Origin of the sequence: Serratia sp. CY31944, from assembly GCF_052169175.1 — a bacterium.
Classification (GTDB): domain Bacteria; phylum Pseudomonadota; class Gammaproteobacteria; order Enterobacterales; family Enterobacteriaceae; genus Serratia; species Serratia sarumanii.
The window spans coordinates 95,745-116,539 of sequence record NZ_JBJNLG010000010.1 but is presented as its reverse complement, the minus strand read 5'-3'; the positions used below and the strand labels follow the sequence as shown (position 1 = coordinate 116,539).

17 protein-coding genes are annotated in these 20,795 nt (G+C 61.6%); 7 read left to right on the top strand and 10 right to left on the bottom strand.

The features are described from left to right. Positions 1-51 precede the first annotated feature (51 nt). The 4 genes from ACJ8IN_RS12480 to ACJ8IN_RS12465 all read left to right on the top strand — a co-directional run bounded on the left by ACJ8IN_RS12480 (position 52) and on the right by ACJ8IN_RS12465 (position 5,845). Positions 52-2,385: a Tex family protein gene (locus ACJ8IN_RS12480; protein WP_060424770.1), complete on the top strand. Its 2,334-nt coding sequence runs from the start codon at positions 52-54 to the stop codon at positions 2,383-2,385. Positions 2,386-2,993: 608 nt separating this feature from the next. Beyond that, on the top strand, positions 2,994-3,218 hold the full coding sequence (gene feoA / locus ACJ8IN_RS12475) for a ferrous iron transporter A (RefSeq protein WP_025304553.1): 225 nt from the start codon (positions 2,994-2,996) through the stop codon (positions 3,216-3,218). 72 nt (positions 3,219-3,290) lie between these two features. Continuing rightward, positions 3,291-5,606 (top strand): Fe(2+) transporter permease subunit FeoB, encoded by a 2,316-nt coding sequence (gene feoB, locus ACJ8IN_RS12470; protein WP_047570221.1) that lies wholly within the window; start codon positions 3,291-3,293, stop codon positions 5,604-5,606. Beyond that, positions 5,606-5,845, top strand: coding sequence for a FeoC-like transcriptional regulator (locus ACJ8IN_RS12465; protein ID WP_033636318.1), 240 nt, complete (start codon positions 5,606-5,608; stop codon positions 5,843-5,845). Before feoB ends, ACJ8IN_RS12465 begins: the two co-directional genes overlap by 1 nt. 43 nt (positions 5,846-5,888) lie before the next feature. Here ACJ8IN_RS12465 and ACJ8IN_RS12460 read toward each other — a convergent pair whose 3' ends face one another. Both ACJ8IN_RS12460 and bioH read right to left on the bottom strand, forming a co-directional pair. Continuing rightward, positions 5,889-6,173 carry a YdgH/BhsA/McbA-like domain containing protein gene (locus ACJ8IN_RS12460; RefSeq protein ID WP_004930765.1) on the bottom strand — a complete coding sequence of 95 codons (285 nt, stop codon included), beginning with the start codon at positions 6,171-6,173 and terminating at the stop codon, positions 5,889-5,891. Positions 6,174-6,443: 270 nt separating this feature from the next. Then, the gene (gene bioH / locus ACJ8IN_RS12455; protein ID WP_103773129.1) at positions 6,444-7,214 is read right to left on the bottom strand and encodes a pimeloyl-ACP methyl ester esterase BioH; all 771 of its coding nucleotides are present in this window, start codon (positions 7,212-7,214) and stop codon (positions 6,444-6,446) included. Between the two features lie 40 nt (positions 7,215-7,254). Here bioH and gntX point away from each other — a divergent pair, with 40 nt between their 5' ends. Continuing rightward, a complete protein-coding gene (gene gntX / locus ACJ8IN_RS12450) occupies positions 7,255-7,938 on the top strand; it encodes a DNA utilization protein GntX (protein WP_308326093.1) in 684 nt (227 codons plus the stop codon). 58 nt (positions 7,939-7,996) lie between these two features. Next, complete coding sequence (gene nfuA, locus ACJ8IN_RS12445) at positions 7,997-8,572, top strand: Fe-S biogenesis protein NfuA (RefSeq protein ID WP_004930777.1); 576 nt, start codon at positions 7,997-7,999, stop codon at positions 8,570-8,572. Positions 8,573-8,642: 70 nt separating this feature from the next. Here nfuA and malQ read toward each other — a convergent pair whose 3' ends face one another. Next, complete coding sequence (gene malQ, locus ACJ8IN_RS12440) at positions 8,643-10,733, bottom strand: 4-alpha-glucanotransferase (protein ID WP_197847125.1); 2,091 nt, start codon at positions 10,731-10,733, stop codon at positions 8,643-8,645. Positions 10,734-10,742: 9 nt separating this feature from the next. Then, positions 10,743-13,148: a maltodextrin phosphorylase gene (gene malP / locus ACJ8IN_RS12435; protein ID WP_033649338.1), complete on the bottom strand. Its 2,406-nt coding sequence runs from the start codon at positions 13,146-13,148 to the stop codon at positions 10,743-10,745. A 460-nt stretch (positions 13,149-13,608) separates the two neighbouring features. Here malP and malT point away from each other — a divergent pair, with 460 nt between their 5' ends. Next, positions 13,609-16,323 (top strand): HTH-type transcriptional regulator MalT, encoded by a 2,715-nt coding sequence (malT, locus tag ACJ8IN_RS12430; protein ID WP_033649340.1) that lies wholly within the window; start codon positions 13,609-13,611, stop codon positions 16,321-16,323. Positions 16,324-16,326: 3 nt separating this feature from the next. On the opposite strand, the gene ACJ8IN_RS12425 is transcribed toward malT, so the two are convergent. Genes ACJ8IN_RS12425 through ulaA form a run of 6 tightly spaced genes read right to left on the bottom strand, consistent with a single transcriptional unit; the run spans position 16,327 to position 20,762 of the window. Then, positions 16,327-17,013 (bottom strand): L-ribulose-5-phosphate 4-epimerase, encoded by a 687-nt coding sequence (locus ACJ8IN_RS12425; protein ID WP_033638611.1) that lies wholly within the window; start codon positions 17,011-17,013, stop codon positions 16,327-16,329. Then, positions 16,964-17,881: an L-ribulose-5-phosphate 3-epimerase gene (locus ACJ8IN_RS12420; RefSeq protein WP_308326094.1), complete on the bottom strand. Its 918-nt coding sequence runs from the start codon at positions 17,879-17,881 to the stop codon at positions 16,964-16,966. Before ACJ8IN_RS12420 ends, ACJ8IN_RS12425 begins: the two co-directional genes overlap by 50 nt. 9 nt (positions 17,882-17,890) lie before the next feature. Continuing rightward, positions 17,891-18,547, bottom strand: coding sequence for a 3-keto-L-gulonate-6-phosphate decarboxylase UlaD (locus ACJ8IN_RS12415; RefSeq protein ID WP_308326095.1), 657 nt, complete (start codon positions 18,545-18,547; stop codon positions 17,891-17,893). A gap of 16 nt (positions 18,548-18,563) precedes the next feature. Then, positions 18,564-19,031, bottom strand: a complete 468-nt coding sequence (ulaC, locus tag ACJ8IN_RS12410) for a PTS ascorbate transporter subunit IIA (RefSeq protein ID WP_033636326.1) — start codon at positions 19,029-19,031, stop codon at positions 18,564-18,566. Positions 19,032-19,041: 10 nt separating this feature from the next. After that, entirely contained in the window at positions 19,042-19,350 is a 309-nt protein-coding gene (gene ulaB / locus ACJ8IN_RS12405; RefSeq protein WP_033636327.1) for a PTS ascorbate transporter subunit IIB, read from the bottom strand. Between the two features lie 14 nt (positions 19,351-19,364). After that, positions 19,365-20,762: a PTS ascorbate transporter subunit IIC gene (gene ulaA, locus ACJ8IN_RS12400; RefSeq protein ID WP_308326096.1), complete on the bottom strand. Its 1,398-nt coding sequence runs from the start codon at positions 20,760-20,762 to the stop codon at positions 19,365-19,367. Positions 20,763-20,795: the final 33 nt, after the last annotated feature.

Sequence of the window (20,795 nt, the reverse complement as noted above, 5' to 3'; positions counted from 1 at the left end):
CGTATAACTGTCCCCTGTTTATTCACCGTTCTCAATACAGATACCAGACCTATGAATGACCCACTGAGCCGCATTATTGCAACAGAACTGCAGGCCCGGCCGGAGCAAGTCGACTCCGCCATCCGTCTGCTGGATGAAGGTAATACCGTGCCCTTTATTGCACGCTATCGTAAGGAAGTCACCGGGGGCCTGGACGACACCCAACTGCGCCAGCTGGAAACCCGCTTGGGTTATCTGCGTGAACTGGAAGATCGTCGTCAGACCATCCTGAAGTCGATCGATGAACAGGGCAAACTGACCGAACAACTGGCGGGGGCGATCAACGCCACGCTGAGCAAGACCGAACTCGAAGACCTCTATCTGCCGTACAAACCGAAGCGCCGCACCCGCGGCCAGATCGCCATCGAGGCCGGTCTGGAACCGCTGGCGGACGCGCTGTGGCAGGATCCGCAAAAGCAGCCGGAACAGCTGGCTGAACGCTACGTCGACGCCGACAAGGGCGTGGCGGACGTCAAAGCCGCCCTCGACGGCGCGCGCTATATCCTGATGGAGCGCTTCGCCGAAGATGCCTCGCTGCTGGCCAAGGTGCGCGACTACCTGTGGAAAAACGCCCATCTGGTGTCCAAAGTGGTCGAGGGCAAGGAAGAAGAAGGCGCCAAGTTCCGCGACTATTTCGATCACCACGAACCGATTTCTCAGGTGCCTTCGCACCGCGCGCTGGCGATGTTCCGCGGCCGCAACGAAGGCGTGCTGCAGCTGGCGCTGAACGCCGATCCGCAGTTTGAGGAAGCGCCGCGCGAAAGCCAGGCGGAGCTGATCATCATCAATCACCTCAACCTGCGCCTGAACAACGCCCCGGCCGACGCCTGGCGCAAGGCGGTGGTCAACTGGACCTGGCGCATCAAGGTGTTGCTGCACCTGGAAACCGAGCTGATGGGCACGGTGCGCGAGCGCGCGGAAGATGAAGCGATCAACGTTTTCGCCCGCAACATGCATGACCTGCTGATGGCCGCGCCGGCCGGCATGCGCGCCACCATGGGCCTCGATCCGGGCCTGCGCACCGGGGTGAAAGTCGCCGTGGTCGACGCGACCGGCAAGCTGGTCGCCACCGACACCGTCTACCCGCACACCGGGCAAGCGGCCAAAGCCGCCGCCATCGTCGCGGCGCTGTGCATCAAACACAACGTGGAGCTGGTGGCCATCGGCAACGGCACCGCTTCGCGTGAAACCGAGCGTTTCTATCTCGACCTGCAAAAGCAGTTCGGCGAGGTCCGGGCGCAGAAAGTGATCGTCAGCGAAGCGGGCGCGTCGGTGTATTCCGCGTCCGAACTGGCGGCGCAGGAGTTCCCGGATCTCGACGTGTCGCTGCGCGGCGCGGTGTCCATCGCCCGTCGTCTGCAGGATCCGCTGGCGGAGCTGGTGAAAATCGACCCGAAATCCATCGGCGTTGGCCAGTATCAGCACGACGTCAGCCAGAGCCAGTTGGCGAAGAAGCTGGACTCGGTGGTGGAAGACTGCGTGAACGCCGTCGGCGTCGATCTGAACACCGCGTCGGTGCCGTTGCTGACCCGCGTGGCCGGCCTGACGCGCATGATGGCGCAGAACATCGTCAACTGGCGCGACGAGAACGGCCGCTTCAGCAACCGTGAACAGCTGCTGAAAGTCAGCCGCCTGGGGCCGAAGGCCTTCGAACAGTGCGCCGGCTTCCTGCGCATCAACCACGGCGACAACCCGCTGGATGCTTCCACCGTTCACCCGGAAGCCTACCCGGTGGTGCAGCGCATCCTGGCCGCCACCGAGCAGGCGCTGCAGGACCTGATGGGCAACGCCTCGGCGGTGCGCAGCCTGAAAGCGGTCGACTTCACCGACGACAAGTTCGGCGTGCCGACGGTCACCGACATCCTGAAAGAGCTGGAGAAGCCGGGCCGCGATCCACGTCCGGAGTTCAAAACCGCCACCTTCGCCGAAGGCGTGGAAACCCTCAACGATCTGCAGGTGGGCATGATCCTGGAAGGGTCGGTCACCAACGTCACCAACTTCGGCGCCTTCGTGGATATCGGCGTGCATCAGGATGGCCTGGTGCACATCTCCTCGCTGGCGGACAAGTTCGTTGAAGATCCGCATACCGTGGTGAAGGCCGGCGACATCGTCAAAGTGAAGGTGATGGAAGTCGATCTGCAGCGTAAACGCATCGCGCTGAGCATGCGCCTGGATGAGCAGCCGGGCGAAGGTTCACCGCGCCGCGGCGGCAACGCGCCTGCACAGACGCGCGACCACGCCAACCGTTCGGCGGGCGGCAACAAGGCCAAACCGCGCAACGCGGCGCCGGCCGGCAACAGCGCCATGGGCGACGCGCTGGCGGCGGCATTCGGCAAGAAACGCTAAGTCAGAACCAACAGGGGGCGGAGCCTGCTCCGCCCTTTCTGATGAATAAAACTTGCGGTATTTCTTGACCCTCCTCAATAAACCGTCATCTTTTTATTTCCCGCGCCCGCGTGACCACCCTCCCATTATTCAGGCAACAACAATCCCTTCTGCAGCCATTTATTAACAACTTCGTTAACACGCATTTTTCATCTCGCGAATTGTGAGAGAAACACAAATGGTTACCGCTCGCATTACGGCGGAATAATGTTATCGAATTGCCTTTCGGTGGAAATAAATAAAGGAAAAAAACCATCTATATTTGCAAACAAGAAAACTCGGCTACAAATACGTAACTGATTTAACTCGCCATTCTCATTTGTTCCCCAGCGCAACCGGTGGTAAAACGTCGTTAATCAAGACAACGTCATCAAAAACTGTCGACGCCATAATAATTGGTTACAATACCCTTACTTTTTGTATTGAACGCGATAATGATAATTACTATTATTTGCGCTCACTTTATTGCATGACCTTATGGATGAATACCGCCGACGGCGTGGCATTTTCGCCGGCAACGTCCAATTATCATCAGCCCGATGCTCATCGGCACCCGGAAGGTTAATCACATGCAGCTCCAACCTAAACGCACATATAAGATTGTCGGCTTTTCCGGTGAAATTGCGCCGGCCTACCGCCAGAAACTGTTATCGCTCGGCATGCTGCCCGGCTCTTCGTTCGACGTGGTGCGCGTCGCACCGCTGGGCGATCCGATAGAAATTAAAACTCGCCGCGTCAGCCTGGTGCTGCGCAGGAAGGATCTGGCGCTGCTGCAGCTCGACGGCCAGCCCTGAGCCGACGCGCTCTCCGTTTGCCGACGCGCCTTTGCGCCGGCGCTGTTCTCCTTGAAGACGACACGCTGAACTATGAAAAAACTCACCATCGGCTTAATCGGTAACCCGAACTCCGGCAAAACCACGCTGTTCAACCAGCTGACCGGCGCACGCCAACGGGTCGGCAACTGGGCGGGCGTGACGGTCGAACGCAAAGAAGGCCATTTCACCACCCCGCAGTCCGACGTACGGCTGGTCGATTTGCCCGGCACCTACTCCCTGACCACCATTTCAGAGCAAACCTCGCTCGACGAGCAGATCGCCTGCCACTACATTTTGAGCGGCGACGCCGATCTGCTGATCAACGTGGTCGACGCCTCCAACCTGGAGCGCAACCTCTACCTGACGCTGCAGCTGCTGGAGCTGGGCATTCCCTGCATCGTGGCGCTGAACATGCTCGACATCGCCAAAAGTCAGCATATCGATATCGACGTCGCCGCGCTGTCGGCGCGCCTCGGCTGCCCGGTAGTGCCGATGATCTCCACCCGCGCCGACGGCATCGGCGTGCTGAAACAGATGATCGACAATCATCACATCAACGAACAGCAGGCGCTGGTGAACTACCCACCGCTGTTGCTGAAAGCGGTCGCCACGCTGAGCGACGCCATGCCGCAAACGCTGCCGGCGGTGCAGCGCCGCTGGCTGGCATTGCAAATGCTGGAAGGCGACATCTACAGTCACCGGCTGGCCGGCCCCGCCGTCGCGCTGTTGCCTGCGGCTGCCCAGGCGTTGCAACAGCAGCAGCAGGAAGACCCGGCGCTGGTGATCGCCGACGCGCGCTACCAGTCCATCGCCGCCCTGTGCGATGAGGTCAGCAACTCGCAGCAGGCGATGCCCAACCGCCTGACCGAACTGCTGGATAAAGTGATCCTCAACCGCTGGCTGGGCGTGCCGATCTTCCTGCTGGTGATGTACCTGATGTTCCTGCTGGCGATCAACATCGGCGGCGCGCTGCAGCCGATCTTCGATATCGGCTCGGCGGCGATCTTCATTCAGGGCATTCAGTGGCTCGGCTACACCCTGCACTTCCCCGACTGGCTGACCGTTTTCCTGGCGCAGGGCGTCGGCGGCGGCATCAATACCGTGCTGCCGCTGGTGCCGCAGATCGGCATGATGTACCTGTTTCTGTCGTTCCTGGAGGATTCCGGCTACATGGCGCGCGCGGCGTTCGTGATGGATCGCCTGATGCAGGCGCTCGGGCTGCCGGGCAAATCCTTCGTGCCGCTGATCGTCGGCTTCGGCTGCAATGTGCCGTCCATCATGGGCGCCCGGACGCTGGATGCCCAGCGCGAGCGCCTGATCACCATCATGATGGCGCCGTTCATGTCCTGCGGCGCCCGTCTGGCGATCTTCGCGGTGTTCGCCGCCGCCTTCTTCGGCCAGGACGGCGCCGGGGTGGTGTTCTCGCTGTACATGCTCGGCATTGCGGTGGCGATCCTCACCGGTCTGGTGCTCAAATACACCCTCATGCGCGGCGAAGCCTCGCCGTTCGTGATGGAGCTGCCGGTCTACCATGTGCCGCACCTGAAAAGCCTGCTGCTGCAAACCTGGCAGCGGCTGAAAGGCTTCGTGCTGCGCGCCGGCAAGGTGATCGTGGTGGCCAGCATATTCATCGGCGGCCTGAACAGCTTCTCGTTCAGCGGCAAGACGGTCGACAACATCAACGACTCCGCGCTGGCCTCGGTCTCCAAGGTGCTGACGCCGCTGCTGCAGCCGATGGGCGTCCACAGCGATAACTGGCAGGCCACCGTCGGGCTGGTGACCGGCGCGATGGCGAAAGAAGTGGTGGTCGGCACGCTGAATACGCTGTACACCGCCGAGCGCATCAACAAAGAGGCGTTCGACGCCGCCAACTTCAACCTGCTCGATGAACTGGGCGGCGCGCTGCACGAAACCTGGGACGGCCTGAAAAATACCTTCAGCCTGAGCGTGCTCTCCAACCCGATCGAAGCCAGTAAGGGCGACGGCGAGATGGGCGTCGGCTCGATGGGCGTGATGAGCAGCAAATTCGGCTCCGGCATCTCCGCCTACAGCTATCTGATCTTCGTGCTGCTGTATGTGCCTTGCGTCTCGGTGATGGGCGCCATCGCCCGTGAATCGAGCCGTGGCTGGATGACCTTCTCTATTCTGTGGGGGCTGAACGTGGCCTACTCGCTGGCGACGCTGTTCTATCAGGCGGCCACCTTCAATCAACACCCGCAGTACAGCCTGACGGCGATCCTGGCGGTGGTGCTGGTGAATCTGCTGGTGCTGTTCGGCCTGCGCCGGGCGCGCAGCCGCGTCACGGTGCGCCTGGGCAACGCCACGCCGGCGGCCTGTTGCCAGAGCGCCAAAGGGAGCTGTCACTGATGGCCGGGCTGCTGCAGGTGCGCGATGCGCTGGCGCTGCGCGGCAGCGCCCAGGCGCAGCAGCTCAGCCACTCGCTGGCGACGCCGCTGCCGCTGGTGCAGGCGATGCTGGATCGATTGACGGCGATGGGAAAAGTGGAACGCATCGAACAGGATGACGGCGCCTGTCTGAGCGGCAGTTGCAAAAGCTGCCCGCAGGGGCAGGGGTGCAGCACGGTGTTCTACCGGCTGAAGGCCTGACGATCAGGGGCGCCATGACGGGCGCCCCTTTGCCGTTCAAGGCTTATTGCTTGTCTTTGTAAACTTCGGCGATGGCGCTGAATTTACCGTGTTCGCGGCCTGCCAGGATCACGTAGTATTGACCGCCCTTTTCGTCCGCCAGTTTGGACAGCTCTTCCTTGGCATCCATCGGTGACGTGGTTTCCGCCGTCGTGGTGACGGTGCCGATCTTCTCGTATTTACCCGGGTTCTTATCCAGATCTTCCTTGGTCAGCAGGGTTGCCGCCATGGAGCCGAAAGACACCGAACCCAGCACTGCCGCTGCAATAATCATCTTCAATGATTTCATGACACTAACCTCTCAATGGATAATTTATCTGTTATGAAAGCCGTCAAGAATCCATGCGTAGTACCGCAGGCTGCCGCGACATCCTCAGGCCTCGTTGCTTTCCCTGACGGGGCCTGTTTCCCAGAGACGAAACGCCAAAATGAAAAGCGCCGCACGCGGTCTTTTCATTTTGCAGCCAACGCATTGACTCACTAAGTATCGAACAGCTTTGTCTTTTATCCACCCGGCGGCGTTTTTTTTAGCGCCCTATCGTGCGATTTCCCACCGGATTCAATGTGCTGCAATAAACGCTTCGATCATCGTCACAAATTCATCGGGATGAGAGATAAACGGCGCATGGGCGGCTTTGGCCACGATCTGCGACGCAGAATGCGGCCAGGCGACATCGAGCAGCTCGGCGACCTTGCGCGGCACCAGCCCGTCCAGATAGCCGTAGATCCGCAGCAGCGGCAGATTCAACTCCGCCAGCGGCACGCGCAGATCGGCGGTGCGCAGGATCTCCAGCCCGCCGTTCAACACCTCGACGCTCGGGGTCGGTTGGCTGAGCACCACCGCTTTCAGCTGGCGCGCATCCTGACGCGCGCTCTCGGTGCCCAGCGTCTGCAACGCCAGAAAACGCTCGACGGTGCGCTGGAAATCCAGACTCAGCTGATGCTGGAAACCGCTCAGCACGTCCGGGCGGATCCCCGGCCACTCATCGCGGGCGGCAAAGCACGGCGAGGAGGCTACGGTGATCAGCCCCTTGACCCGCTCGGGCTGCATCAGCGCCGCCTGGCTGGCCACCAGTCCGCCGAGCGACCAGCCTAGCCACCAGGCCTGCGGCGGGGCGGCCGCCAGCACGATTTCCGTCATCTGCGCCAGCGACAACGCGCCGAACCCCTGGCTGCGGCCATAACCCGGCAGATCGACCAGGTGCAGGCGAAAATGCGGCGCCAGTCGCGTCTGAATGCAACTCCACACTTCGGCGTTCAATCCCCAGCCGTGCAGCAGCACAAGATCGCGTTCGCCCTCACCTATTGTTTGCCAGTACAGCGCTGTCATTGGTTATTGTCCTTTCATGCTTATCTGTCTCGGAGGCTCTATGCTATCAATCCGCAGCCGCTGTTGGCTATGCCGACAGCCGTTGAGTCTGATGCGTCATGGCATCTGCAGCTGCTGCCTGCGCCATCTGCCGGCCCACCCGCCGTGTTGCCCGTGCTGCGGATTGCCCGCCGGGGAAACGCAAATGCCCTGCGGCCGCTGCCTGCAACGGCCGCCACCCTGGCAGCGGCTGGTGTTCGTCGGCGACTACGTTGCGCCCCTCAGCCAATTGGTAAAAAGGTTCAAGTTTCACCGCGCGCCCGAGCTGGCGCCGACGTTGGCACGCCTGATACTGTTGCGGTGGCAGCAGGCGCGCAGAGAGCAGCATCTGAACAGACCCGACCTGATTTTAGCGGTACCCTTACATACATCACGCTGCTGGCGCCGTGGTTATAACCAGAGCGATCTGCTGGCCCGGCCGCTGGCGCGCTGGCTGGGCTGCGCCTATCGGCCCGCCGCTTTGCGCCGGGTGCGCAAGACAGCCCTGCAACAGCGGCTGAGCGCCGGAGCGCGCAGGCGCAATTTGCAGCGCGCTTTCATCTGCACGGTGCCGGTCGCCGGCCGGCATATCGCCCTGGTGGATGACGTGGTGACCACCGGCAGCACCGTCGCGGAGATCGCGGCGCTGTTGCGGCGGCAAGGCGCCGCCTCGGTGCAGATATGGTGCGTTTGCCGCACGTTGTAGTGCCACGGCAATGGGCGTATTATAACCGACTATAGAAGTCAACTATTGAGCTAATGCTATGATCCGTATAACAGATGCTGCACAGGAACACTTTGCCAAACTGCTGGCAAATCAAGAAGAAGGCACCCAAATCCGCGTATTCGTGATCAACCCGGGCACGCCGACGGCCGAATGCGGTGTCTCTTATTGCCCGCCGGACGCGGTAGAAGCGACGGATACCGAACTGAAGTTCGACAAACTGTCCGCCTATGTCGATGAGCTGAGCGCGCCGTATCTGGAAGACGCCGAAATCGACTTCGTGACCGACCAGCTGGGTTCTCAGCTGACGCTGAAAGCGCCAAACGCCAAGATGCGCAAGGTCGATGACGACGCGCCGCTGATGGAGCGCGTGGAATACGTGCTGCAGTCGCAGATCAACCCACAGCTGGCGGGCCACGGCGGCCGCGTGACGCTGATGGAGATCACCGACGACAACATGGCGATCCTGCAGTTCGGCGGCGGCTGTAACGGTTGTTCGATGGTCGACGTCACGCTGAAAGAAGGCATCGAGAAAGAGCTGCTGCAGAAATTCCCGGAGCTGAAAGGCGTGCGCGATTTGACCGAGCACCAGCGCGGCGAGCACTCCTATTACTGATCCCCGGCGCTCGCGCCGCGGTGGATAACACAATGCCGGAAGGGGGAAACCCGTTCCGGCATTGTCGTTTTCAGCCCACCGACACCTTGCGCCGCCGTTTGTCCAAATCCTTCAGCAACCGGTTTATCCGCGGATCGGCGAACATCTCCTCCAGCGTTTCGGTCAGCTTGCGCCGCCAGTTAGGGTATTGATCGCTGGTGCCGGGAATATTGACCGGATCGGCCATGTCCAGCCAGTCTTCCGGCTGCAGGCCGAGCAGGGCGCTGGCGCTGTCGGCGACATAGCGCTGCAGGCCGCGGTTAAGCAGCGGGCTCATGCCGAGCAGCGCCGCCTTCTTGCCCACCTTCTGCGGCACGCAGCCATAGCGATGCAACCCGTCCAGCAGCCCCTGCTTGGCGCGTTCCCGATCGGCGAACAGCGCCCGCAGGATCTCCGCATCCGGGTAAAGGCCCAGCCGGTTGCCGAGCGTCAGATCGTCGCTTTGCCAGTAGCCGCGCAGCGTCGGCAGATCGTGGGTGGTGATGGTCGCCATCGCCTGCACCGGATAGGCCTGCGGCGCGCGGAAATGGTGTTCGCCGTCGCTTTCGAAATACAGCACTTTGTAGGAATAGACGCCGCTGTCGCGCAGCTTGCCGACGATCTCCACCGGCACGGTGCCGAGATCCTCGCCGATCACCATGCAGCGGTGGCGCTGGCTTTCCAGCGCCAGCACCGCCAGCAGATCGTCCACCGGGTATTTGACGTAGGCGCCGCGATCGGCGGTTTCGCCATACGGGATCCACCACAGCCGCAGCAGCGCCATGACGTGATCGATGCGCAGCGCGCCACAGCTGGTCATGTTGGCGCGCAAAAGATCGATGAACGGCTGATAACCGCGCGCCGCCATCACGTGCGGATCCATCGGCGGCAACCCCCAGTTTTGCCCGAGCGGCCCCAGGATGTCCGGCGGCGCGCCGACCGACGCTTTCAGGCAGTACAGTTCGCGGTCACACCAGGTTTCCGCCCCGCCTTCCGCCACCCCGACCGCCAGATCGCGATACAGGCCAATCGGCATCTGCTGCTGCCGGCTCTGTTCGAAACACTGCGCGAACTGCGTGGCCGCCAGCCACTGCAGCCACAGGTAAAAGCGGACCGCGTCCTGATGCTCATCGCAGAACTGCCGCACCGCTTCGCTCTGCCCGCGCCGATAGCGCTCGGGCCAGGCCGGCCACCCCCACTGGCTGGCGTCTTTGGCCGCTAGGTGGGCATGCAGCGCATCGAACGCCGCCTGCTGATACAGGCTTTCGCCGCTCTCAGTCACGAACCGTTCGAACGCCTGACGCTGCGCGTCGTTCGGCTTGCGCGCCTGAAACAGCGGGAACGCCAGCTTCAGCCCCGCCAGCTTCAGCTGCATCACGGCGGTGTAATCCACCCACTCCGCGGCGCGCGCCTTGGCCAGCTGCTTCTGCGTCGCCGGCTTCTGCCACCAGCGCTGCGCCGCGTCGCTGCGCTGGAAATCCTCCACCGCGTTGACGTCGATATACGCCAGATTCAGCCAGCGGCGCGACGAGGGGCTGTAGGGGCTGGCGCTCTCCGGGTTGGCCGGATACAGCGCATGGATCGGATTGAGGCCAACAAAAGCGCCGCCGCGTTCCCCCACCTGCTCCACCATCAGGCGCAGATCGCCGAAATCGCCGATGCCCCAGTTGCGATCGGAACGCAGCGTATACAGCTGAACGCAGGCGCCCCACAGCTTCTTGCCGGTCAGCAAGGCGTCCGGTTCGAAGCAGCGCCTCGGCGCGACGATCACTCGGCATGGCCACTGCCGCGTGCCCTGGCTCAGCGTCAATTGGTGATAGCCCGCCGGCAGATCGCCCGGCAGCGTCAGGGTCTTGCGCGCGCCGACGCGCCCCTGCAGGCATTCGCCGTCTTCACGCTGCAGCGCCCACAGGTACTCGCCTTCGCCCGCCGGGGTCAACGCCAACGGCGCGCCCTGATAGAACACCTTGACCGCCGGTAACGGCGACGCCGCCCCTTCCTGCGCGGCTTCGGCCCGATTCATGGCCGCCAGCAGCTTGCGCTTGGTCTCCGGTTCAATCGCCTGCCGCTTGCCGTGGGCATTGATGAAATCGGCGGCGATCCCCGCCTGTGCCGCCGCCTGATCGATACGCTTGCGATCCATTCGTTCTCCTTAACGTTTGGCTTGCCAGATGCGCTGCTGGTAATCGCGGATCGAACGATCCGAGCTGAACATGCCGACGCGCGCGGTGTTAAGGATAGTCCGCCGCGTCCATTCGTCCCGATCGCGGTACAGTTCATCGACCCGGCTTTGCGCCTGGCAATACGAGGCGAAGTCCGCCAACACCAGATAGGGATCGCCGCCCTCCAGCAGGCTGTGCAGCATCATGTCGAACGCGTGCTTGTCGCCGTGGCTGAACGCGCCGCTCGCCAGCTCGTCCAAAATCGCCTTCAGGTGCTTGTCCTTCTTGCGGTAGCTGAGCGGATCGTAGCCCTTCGCCAGTATCGCCTTCACCTGCTCCACGGTATTGCCGAAGATAAAGATATTGTCTTCGCCCACCTGCTCGGCGATTTCGACGTTGGCGCCGTCCAGCGTGCCGACCGTCAGCGCGCCGTTCAGCGCCAGCTTCATATTGCCGGTGCCGGAGGCCTCTTTACCGGCGGTGGAGATCTGCTCGGAGATATCCGCCGCCGGGATCATCAGTTCGGCCACCGACACGCGGTAGTCGGGAATGAACGCCACTTTCAGGCGATCTTTCACCAGCGGATCGTTATTGATCTTCTCGGCCGCCTGGTTGATCGCGTAGATGATGTTCTTCGCCAGGTAGTAGCCCGGCGCCGCCTTGGCGCCGAACAGGAAGACGCGCGGCACGATGTCCAGATTCGGGTTGTCGCGCAGCTGGCGATACAGCGACAGGATGTGCAGCAGGTTCAGGTGCTGGCGTTTGTACTCGTGCAGACGCTTGATCTGCACGTCGAAAATCGCGTCCGGGTCGAGCGTCAACCCCATCACACCGTGCACGTAATGAGCCAGCGCCACCTTGTTGTCGCGTTTGATCTGCTGATAACGCTGGCGGAACGCCGCGTCGTCGGCGAATTTTTCCAGCCCGCGCAACGCGTCGAGATCGTTCGCCCATTCCACCTTCAGCGTCTCGTCGATCAGGCCCGACAGCGCCGGGTTGCACTGTTTCAGCCAGCGGCGCGGCGTGATGCCGTTGGTGACGTTATGGAATTTGTTCGGCCACAGCTGGTGATATTCCGGGAACAGATCCTTCACCACCAGATCCGAGTGCAGCTGCGCCACGCCGTTGACCGCAAAGCCGCTGACCACGCACAGGTTGGCCATGCGCACCTGCTTGTTGTGGTGCACCGCCAGTTTGGCCCACACCGCCTCGTCGCCCGGCCAGTGCTTATCCACCAGCTTTTTGAACCTGGCGTTGATCTGTTTGATGATGGAGAAATGGCGCGGCAGCAGGCTGCGCACCAGTTTTTCATCCCAGCACTCCAGCGCTTCCGGCATCAGGGTGTGGTTGGTATAGGCGAAAGTGTTGCTGGTGATCGCCCAGGCCGCCTCCCACTCCAGCTGGTGTTCGTCCAGCAGAATGCGCAGCATTTCCGGAATGGCGATGGTCGGGTGGGTGTCGTTCAGCTGGATCACTTCGTACTTCGGCAGCTCTTCAATCTTGCGGCCGGCCTGATGGTGCTTGCGCAAAATGTCCGCCACCGAGCAGGCGCACTGGAAATACTGCTGCATCAGGCGCAGGCGCTTGCCGGCCTGATGGTTGTCGTTCGGGTAGAGCACCTTGGTCAGCTTGTCGGCTTCTACGCCCTGCTTCTCCGCCTGCAGGAATTTGCCGTCGTTGAAATCGCTCAGGTTGAACGGATGCTGATGGGTCGCCTGCCACAGGCGCAGCGGCTGCGCCACGCCGTTGCGATACCCCAGCACCGGCAGATCCCAGGCTTCGCCGCGCAGGGTGAAGGCCGGGCGCCACAGTTCGCGGCCGTCGGCCTGCTTTTCCAGCTTGCCGCCGATGCCCACGTCCACCGCCAGCGCGGCGTTGTGGCGGAACCACGGGTAGCTCTCGCGCTGCCAGTTATCCGGCGCCTCTTGCTGCTGCCCCCCCTGGAACGACTGGCGGAACAGCCCGTACTGATAGTTCAGCCCATACCCGGTGGCCGGTTGCTCCACCGTCGCCATCGAGTCAAGGAAACAGGCCGCCAGCCGCCCCAGCCCGCCGTTGCCCAGCGCCGGATCGGTTTCCTGCTCCAGCAGATCCGCCAGCTTGACGTTCTGCTCCGCCAGCGCCTGCTCGACGGTGTCGTACCAGCCCAGGTTGATCAGGTTGTTCGCCGTCAGCCGGCCGATCAGAAACTCCATCGAGATGTAGTTCACGTGGCGCAGCGGTTTGGCGCTTTTGCGCGGCGCCGGCTGTGCGGCCAGCTGCTCGGCCAGCGCCGCACTGACGGCTTCCCACCATTGATGTTGCGTCATCTGCTGTGCGGAACTGAGGCCGAACCGTTGCCACTGACGGGCAAGCGCCGCCAGAAAAGCATCCTTCTTGAGCGTAGGCTGTGACATAAGGAAAACTCTCTATCCAGTAAGTGGGTCAAATTGCCGCTATCGTGCCGGTGAGAAAGCCTGACGGCATCATCCCGCCTGGGGATTAGCTGGGGAGGAGGATTGGGGCGTAGCTGGAATTGTGATCTCAGGCACTGTTTGACTCCCTTGCAACGATGCAAAAAAGCCCGCCAACGCGTGCGGCGAGCACTGAGAACGTTAGCCATGACGTTAGCACAAGTATTCGCACTGCTGAAGTTTTGTGCATGGCCGGAAATGCGATCTGCAACCGCAACGCCGCGCGCCGACGCCAAACGTAAAAAAGTGTGATCGATAGCAACTTAACTCCAAGCCGATGCGGAAGCTTGTTGCAATACGTTTAGGGTTGGCAGAAGTTAGGGGGAGCTATTAATTACGAACCATAAAATAATTAGCGCCACTCCAATCCCGGCGGGAACCGCGATTTATACCCTGGAATACTATGCTGATCCCATCAAAACTGAGCCGCCCGGTACGGCTGCAAAATACCGTGATCCGCGATCGCCTGCTGGCCAAACTGGCCAGCGCGGGCAACTATCGCCTGACACTGGTCAATTGCCCGGCGGGATACGGAAAAACCACGCTGATCGCCCAATGGGCGGCCGGCAAGGCCGATCTGGGCTGGTATTCGCTGGACGAGAGCGACAACCAACCGGAGCGCTTCGCCAGCTACCTGATCGCCGCGCTGCAGCAGGCCAGCGGCGGCCGCTGCGTCAAGAGCGAGGCGCTGAGCCAGAAACACCAGTACGCCAGCCTGTCGGCACTGTTCGCCCAGCTGTTTATCGAGCTGGCCGACTGGCACCAGCCGCTGTACCTGGTGATCGACGACTACCATCTGATCACCAACGACGCCATTCACGAAGCCATGCGCTTCTTCCTGCGCCATCAGCCGGAAAACCTGACGCTGATCCTGCTCTCGCGCACCCTGCCGCCGCTCGGCATCGCCAATCTGCGGGTGCGCGATCAGCTGCTGGAAATGGGTACGCAGCAGCTGGCGTTTACCCATCAGGAAGCCAAACAATTCTTCGACTGCCGCCTGGCGGCGCCGATGGAACAGCAGGACAGCAGCCGCCTGTGCGACGAAGTCGAAGGCTGGGCCACCGCGCTGCAGCTGATCGCGCTGTCGGCCCGCCAGTCCGCCTCGTCGGCTCAGCTGTCGGCCAAGCGGCTGGCGGGGCTGAACGCCAGCCACCTGTCCGACTATCTGGTGGACGAAGTGCTGGATCACGTCGATGCCGAGGCGCGCGCCTTCCTGCTGCGCTGTTCGGTGCTGCGCTCGATGAACGACGCGCTGATCGTGCGGCTGACCGGCGAAGACAACGGCCAGCAGCGGCTGGAGGAGCTGGAGCGCCAGGGGCTGTTTATCCACCGCATGGACGACACCGGCGAATGGTTCAACTTCCATCCGCTGTTCGCTTCTTTCCTGCGCCAGCGTTGCCAGTGGGAGCTGGCGCTGGAGCTGCCGGGGTTGCACCGCGCCGCCGCCGAGGGCTGGCTGGCGCTAGGGTATCCGGCGGAGGCCATTCACCATGCGCTGGCGGCCAGCGACGTCAGCATGCTGCGCGATATCCTGCTGCAACACGCCTGGTCGCTGTTCCACCACAGCGAACTGGCCTTGCTGGAGGAGTGCCTCAACGCGCTGCCTTATGAGCGCCTGATCCAAAATCCCAAGCTGGCGCTGCTGCAGGCCTGGCTGGCGCAGAGCCAGCACCGCTACGGCGAGGTCAACACTCTGCTGGAGCGCGCCGAGCGCACCATGCGCGAGCAGAAAATCGAGATAGACCAAACGCTGCACGCCGAGTTCGACGCCTTACGCGCCCAGGTGGCGATCAACGCCGGTAAACCGGAAGAGGCCGAGCGGCTGGCGACCGAAGCGTTGAAATTCCTGCCGCTGTCCAGCTATTACAGCCGCATCGTCGCCACCTCGGTGACCGGCGAAGTGCACCACTGCAAGGGCGAACTGGCGCGCGCGCTGCCGATGATGCAGCAAACCGAGCAGATGGCGCGTCGTCATCAGGCCAACCATTACGCGCTCTGGGCGCTGCTGCAGCAGAGCGAAATCCTCATCGCCCAGGGCTTCCTGCAGGCCGCTTACGAAACCCAGGACAAGGCGTTCGAACTGATCCGCGAACAGCACCTGGAACAGCTGCCGATGCACGAGTTCCTGCTGCGCATTCGCGCGCAGATCCTGTGGTCGTGGTCGCGGCTGGACGAGGCGGAAGACGCGGCGCGCACCGGGCTGAAAATCCTGGCGAACTACCAGCCGCAGCAACAGTTGCAGTGCATCGCCATGCTGGCCAAATGCTCGCTGGCGCGCGGCGATCTGGACAACGCCAATACCCATCTGCAGCGCTGCGAAACCCTGCTGCACGGCGCCCACTACCATCGCGACTGGCTGACCAACACCGACAAGTCGCGGGTGATCCACTGGCAGATGACCGGCGACACCGCCGCCGCCGCCCAGTGGCTGCGCCACACCGAAAAGCCCGGCATGGCGGACAACCACTTCACGCAGGGCCAGTGGCGCAACATCGCGCGGGTGCAGATCCTGCTCGGCCAGTATGAAGAGGCCGGCGTGGTGCTGGATGAGCTGAACGAAAACGCCCGCCGCCTGCGGCTGGTGAGCGATCTCAACCGCAACCTGCTGCTCAGCAACCAGCTCTACTGGCTGCAAGAGCGCAAGGGCGAAGCGCAGCAGGCGTTGATCGAAGCGCTGTCGCTGGCCAACCGCACCGGCTTTATCAGCCACTTCGTCATCGAGGGCGAAGCGATGGCGCAGCAGCTGCGCCAGCTGATCCAGCTCAACACGCTGCCGGAGCTGGAACAGCATCGCGCCCAGCGCATCCTGCGCGACATCAACCAGCATCATCGGCACAAGTTCGCGCATTTTGACGAGAATTTCGTCGATAAGCTGCTGACCCACCCGCAGGTGCCGGAGCTGATCCGCACCAGCCCGCTCACCCAGCGCGAATGGCAGGTGCTGGGGCTGATCTATTCTGGCTACAGCAACGACCAGATCGCCGGCGAGTTGGACGTGGCGGCCACCACCATCAAGACGCACATCCGCAACCTGTATCAGAAACTGGGCGTGGCCCATCGCCAGGAAGCGGTGCAGCAAGCGCAGCAGCTGTTGAAGATGATGGGGTACGGCGCCTGAGAGTCAGCGCTGGCCGTAATAGGCGCCGGCGCCATGTTTGCGGCTGAAATGCTTTTCCAGCAGATAGTCATCGATCCGTTTCAGGCCGGGGTTAATATCCCGGCTGATCCACGCCATTTTCGCCACCTCCTCCAACACCACGGCGTTATGCACCGCCTCATCCGGCGTCCTTCCCCAACTGAACGGGCCATGCTGATACGCCAGGATGCCGGGAATGTGCAGCGGTTCACGCCCTTTCAGGGTTTCGATAATCACCCGACCGGTGTTCAGCTCATATTCCCGCGCCACCTCTTCCGCCGTCAGCCCGCGGGTACAAGGAATGTCGCCGGAAAAATAGTCGGCGTGGGTGGTGCCGAGCGCCGGTATCGCTTCACCCGCCTGCGCCCAGGCGGTGGCATGGGTGGAGTGCGTATGCACCACACCGCCGAGTTGGGGGAACGCCCGATACAGCGCCAAATGCGTCGGCGTATCGGACGAAGGCCGCAGTTGCCCCTCGACAACCTCACCTCGCGCATTCACCACCACCATATCCTCAGCCCGCATCGTTTCATAAGGTACGCCGCTGGGTTTGATCACCACCAGCCCACTGGCCCGATCGATGCCGCTGACATTGCCCCAGGTATAGGTCACCAGCCCGTGCTCAGGCAACGCCATATTGGCTCGGTACACCTGACTTTTCAGTTGCTCCAGCATGCTCCCCCCTTATTTCCAACCCGGCCTCGACCATGCGTTCAACCACCCAGGCTCGCGCCTCCCGCACCGCCCGCACCGCCCGCAGCGGATCGTCCGCTTTCTCGCTCCACATCTCGAGCAGATAGGGGCCGCGATAGCCGCTCTGCAACAGCGTTTCGAAACAGCGCACGAAATCGACCACGCCCTCGCCGAACGGCACATTCTTAAACTCCCCCGGCCGCGTATCCTTAACGTGTACCGCCACGATATGTCCGCGCCCGGCCATGAGCTCCATCGGCACATCGTTGTCCCAGGCAGACAAGTTGCCGATGTCCGGGTACAGCTGAAACCACGGGTTATTCAGGTAGTGGGCATAGCCCAGCGCCTTGCTGATCGAGTTCATCAGCGGATAGTCCATGATTTCCATCGCCAGCATGACCTGCGCACGGCTGGCCATCTCCACCGCCTGCGCCAATCCGGCGCGGAACCGGGCGCGGGTCTGCGCAGTTGACTGCTGGTAATAAACGTCATACCCGGCCAGTTGGATCACCCGGATGCCGGTATCCTGCGCCAGCCGAATAGCTTTTCGCACGATCTCCAGTCCCCGGTCGCGCGTGGTGTCGTCTTCACTGCCCAACGGAAAACGCCGGTGGGCGCTGAGGCATAAAGAAGGGATGCGCACACCGCTCGCCGCAACGGCGCTAACCAAGGCGAGCCGCTGTTCAGCGCTCCAGTCCAGCCGCACCAGGCGGCCGTCGCTTTCATCGATCGACATTTCAACGAAATCGAATCCCAACTCACCCGCCAGCTGCAGACGCGTCAGCCAGTCCTCGCCCGGCGGCAACGCTTTCTCATAGATGCCCAACGGCACGGATTTGTGCAACATAACCGCTCCTCAGCCCCACAGCTGGGCAATGACGGATTTAAATTCCCGCGCCGCCGCGACCGGATCGACGGCATCGCGAATGCTGCGTCCGGCGATAAAGACGTGGATGGGAATGCCCTGGAACAGAGGCAAATCCTCCAGCGCCAGTCCGCCGGTGACCGTCACCTTAAAACCCATCTCGCTCAGGCGACGCACCGCGCGGATATCGTCTTCGCTCCATGCGACCCCTGCGGCCTGCGCATCGCGGCTGCGGTGGTACACCACCTGCCCCATTCCCGCTTCACGCCACGCCTGCGCCTGTTCCCAGGTCCAGAACCCCGTCAGTTCGATCTGCACGTCGCCACCGAACTCATGCGCCACCTGCAGGGCGCCCTTGACCGTATTGATGTCGGCACAGCAGATCACCGTGATCCAATCGGCATGCGCCTCGAAGCACATTCGCGCCAAAATCTGACCCGCATCGGCGATTTTTGCGTCCGCCAACACGATGCGATCCGGATACAGCGCTTTCAGATCGCGCACGGCGCGCACGCCTTCCGCCACGCACAAAATAGTGCCAACTTCGATGATGTCGACTTCGGCCGCGATCAGGCGAGTCGTGTCGTAAGCTGCGGCCATGGACAGGTTATCCAGCGCCACCTGCAACATCGGTAACTGCGTGTTCATTGTTTGTCTCCTTCAATCAATTCGCCGCCGTAGACGTTTTGTCGATCAACGCCAATACCTCGCTCGCGTGGCGACAGGCCCGCAAGCGATCGAAGTTCGCCTCATCTTCAAACAGATTCACCACTTGCATGATCCCCACCTCCTGATGCGTTTTGGCGTCCACCGCCGCCAGGGTGATCAAGATGTCTATCGGATCGTTGTCCTCATCGCCGAAACACACCGGCGTTTTCAAGGTGACCAAGGCGAAGCCGGTTTTCAGCACCCCTTCCTCCGGCCGGCCGTGCGGCATCGCCAGGCCCGGCGCCAGCACGAAGTAAGGGCCGTGCCGTTCGACGCCGGCCAAAATGGCGTCGAAATAGCGCGGTTCCACCACCCCGGCAGCCACCAGCAAATCGACGCCCAACCGCACCGCCTGCCGCCAGTCAGCAGCCTCCGCCTGCAGCTGGATGGCGTTGTTTTGCGCCAACGAATCGCTCAGCTTCATCACTCGCTCCTTACTGCTTCAAATCTTGCGGAAAATGCGTGCCGATAACTTCCATCAGCTTCGGGCCGAAGTCCGCCGCCGAGAGCATATTGCGCACCCCAACCACATATTTGTTGCCGCTCACGACGATTTCGTCGGCGACATGGGTGGAAGCAATGATGATGTCGGCCCCGTTCAACTCGGATTTGTATTCCCCCACCGCACAGCTGTTGACCGAATGATTCACACCTTGCTGCGTTAAAAATTGGTCGACTTTCATTTTCATGATCATGGAACTGCCTTGCCCGCAACCGCATACCGCCAGGATTCGTACCGTCATAATCTGCACTCCTATTAACGTGACGCTGGTTCAACCGATTGTTTTTCAGCATCTTCTTCCGCACGCAGGGTGCGTCCGGCGAAGAACATGTACAGCAGGGCGATAACGATCACCACCCCCATAAACCACAGGCCCAGACTCAGCCCCTGCATCAGCGGCGGCGCCAGAATCGACCAGTCCGCCATGCCCATCCAGGCGCTTAGCCCGGTCAGTTTGATGGCCCACACGCAGCCGAAGATCTCTATCACTCCCATCACCAGACAGATCTTCATCGCCGCGCGCCAGCCGCCGAAGTGGTTAGCGAATACGCCGATGGTGGCGTTAGAAAAGAACATGGGAATGAAACCGGGAATGATCATGATGGAAGAGCCGAGCGCCAACAGTATGCCGACGGCGATCAGTTGGCCGATGGTGCCCCACATAAAACCCCACACCACGGCGTTGGGCGCGAAGCTATAAATGGCGGCGCAGTCGATGGCCAGTACCGCGCCGGGGATCAGACGTTGGGATATGCCGTTAAAGGCCTCGGTCAATTCGGCGACGAACATGCGCACGCCCTGCACGATGATGAAAATCGCCACCGCGAACATCAGCCCGGTTTGCAGGATATAAATGCTCCAGTGGGTTTTACCGGCCATCGCCTGCAGAGTGTCCAAGCCGAACGAGCACAGAATGATGCCGAAAAACAGCGTCATCACGATGGCGGTGGACACGATGTTGTCATGGAAAATGTTCAGCCACCCGGGCAGCTTCAGATCTTCCACGCTGTCCTCTTTTTTACCGAGATACGGTGCGGCCTTGTATGCCAGCCACGACGCGAACTGCTGTTGGTGCCCGATCGAGAAGCCGCTGTTTTCCGTTACCGCCTGCGTCGGCTTGAACATCATGTTGGAGGTGATGCCCCAGTACAGTGAAGCCAATAGCGCGCTGCACAATACCGTCGTCCACATGCCGTAACCCAGAATGTAGAAAAATACCGCGATCAGCCCGACCTGCTGAAACATGATGTGGCCGGTGAGCATGATGGTACGAATCCCGGTAATACGCCGCAGCAGTACGTAGAGAATGTTCAGCGCCAATGCCAGCAATACCGCGTAGCCGACCCAGCTGTAGGCGTCCCCCATACGTTCGATGGTGGCCATCATCGAAGCATAGGTGTCCGAAATCGCCCCGTTGATGCCGTATACCTCGGACAACTTCGCCACAACCGGTTTGAACGTGCCGGTCAGGATGCCGGAGCCGGCCTGCAATAACATGAAACCGATAATAGTCTTGATGGTGCCTTTGATGATGACCGCCGCGCTTTTGCGCAGCAACGTGTAACCCAGCAGTGTAACCAGCCCCAGCAGCAGCGGCGCATTGGTCATCACCTGGTTAAAAAAGACGGTGAAGATGGTGTAAAGGGTTTCCATACGGCTCTCCCGGAAAGGTTGGCGTGCAGGTAA

Coding starts and splice junctions, on each gene's coding strand:
- ACJ8IN_RS12480 (WP_060424770.1), top strand. CDS start 52: ATGAATGACCCACTGAGCCGCATTATTGCAACAGAACTGCAGGCCCGG.
- feoA (WP_025304553.1), top strand. CDS start 2,994: ATGCAGCTCCAACCTAAACGCACATATAAGATTGTCGGCTTTTCCGGT.
- feoB (WP_047570221.1), top strand. CDS start 3,291: ATGAAAAAACTCACCATCGGCTTAATCGGTAACCCGAACTCCGGCAAA.
- ACJ8IN_RS12465 (WP_033636318.1), top strand. CDS start 5,606: ATGGCCGGGCTGCTGCAGGTGCGCGATGCGCTGGCGCTGCGCGGCAGC.
- ACJ8IN_RS12460 (WP_004930765.1), bottom strand. CDS start 6,173: ATGAAATCATTGAAGATGATTATTGCAGCGGCAGTGCTGGGTTCGGTG.
- bioH (WP_103773129.1), bottom strand. CDS start 7,214: ATGACAGCGCTGTACTGGCAAACAATAGGTGAGGGCGAACGCGATCTT.
- gntX (WP_308326093.1), top strand. CDS start 7,255: ATGCTATCAATCCGCAGCCGCTGTTGGCTATGCCGACAGCCGTTGAGT.
- nfuA (WP_004930777.1), top strand. CDS start 7,997: ATGATCCGTATAACAGATGCTGCACAGGAACACTTTGCCAAACTGCTG.
- malQ (WP_197847125.1), bottom strand. CDS start 10,733: ATGGATCGCAAGCGTATCGATCAGGCGGCGGCACAGGCGGGGATCGCC.
- malP (WP_033649338.1), bottom strand. CDS start 13,148: ATGTCACAGCCTACGCTCAAGAAGGATGCTTTTCTGGCGGCGCTTGCC.
- malT (WP_033649340.1), top strand. CDS start 13,609: ATGCTGATCCCATCAAAACTGAGCCGCCCGGTACGGCTGCAAAATACC.
- ACJ8IN_RS12420 (WP_308326094.1), bottom strand. CDS start 17,881: ATGTTGCACAAATCCGTGCCGTTGGGCATCTATGAGAAAGCGTTGCCG.
- ACJ8IN_RS12415 (WP_308326095.1), bottom strand. CDS start 18,547: ATGAACACGCAGTTACCGATGTTGCAGGTGGCGCTGGATAACCTGTCC.
- ulaC (WP_033636326.1), bottom strand. CDS start 19,031: ATGAAGCTGAGCGATTCGTTGGCGCAAAACAACGCCATCCAGCTGCAG.
- ulaB (WP_033636327.1), bottom strand. CDS start 19,350: ATGACGGTACGAATCCTGGCGGTATGCGGTTGCGGGCAAGGCAGTTCC.
- ulaA (WP_308326096.1), bottom strand. CDS start 20,762: ATGGAAACCCTTTACACCATCTTCACCGTCTTTTTTAACCAGGTGATG.